This window comes from Campylobacter sp. W0066.1, from assembly GCF_024723635.1.
Taxonomy (GTDB): domain Bacteria; phylum Campylobacterota; class Campylobacteria; order Campylobacterales; family Campylobacteraceae; genus Campylobacter_D; species Campylobacter_D lari_C.
Genome location: NZ_JANQCW010000056.1, coordinates 1 through 364 on the forward strand (window position 1 = coordinate 1; position 364 = coordinate 364).

The 364-nt window shown below is 25.3% G+C and carries 1 pseudogene; it reads right to left on the reverse strand.

Annotation, left to right across the window (positions count from 1 at the left end):
• A pseudogene (locus CAMP18497_RS08250) lies at positions 1 to 364 on the reverse strand (hypothetical protein); the annotation flags it as partial.

Genomic DNA, 364 nt, shown 5'->3' on the forward strand with positions numbered 1-364 from the left:
TTTGTAGTGTTGGGCTGATGTTTTAAAAGTTTAAATCTATTTACAAAATCAATAGTTCTTTTACTCAGTGCATCATTTAACCCTACCCTGCTAATATCATTATCCAATGTTATTTCTTTACTATCAAAACAAGTATTTATAAGAGAAATACAATATTTAGGTTCTATTTTAACTATTTTATTTTGTTCAAAACGAGCTTGTATAGCACAAGCATAAGCTGTGTTTGTATTTTTAGGTTTTACAATATTTTCCCTTTTACTATTTTTCATAACAATATCTTGCTTTAATTTATCACCAAAAGTAAGTTTATCTGCTTTATAAATATTATTCTTTTCATCTTGCTCTATATTTTCCCAAACATATT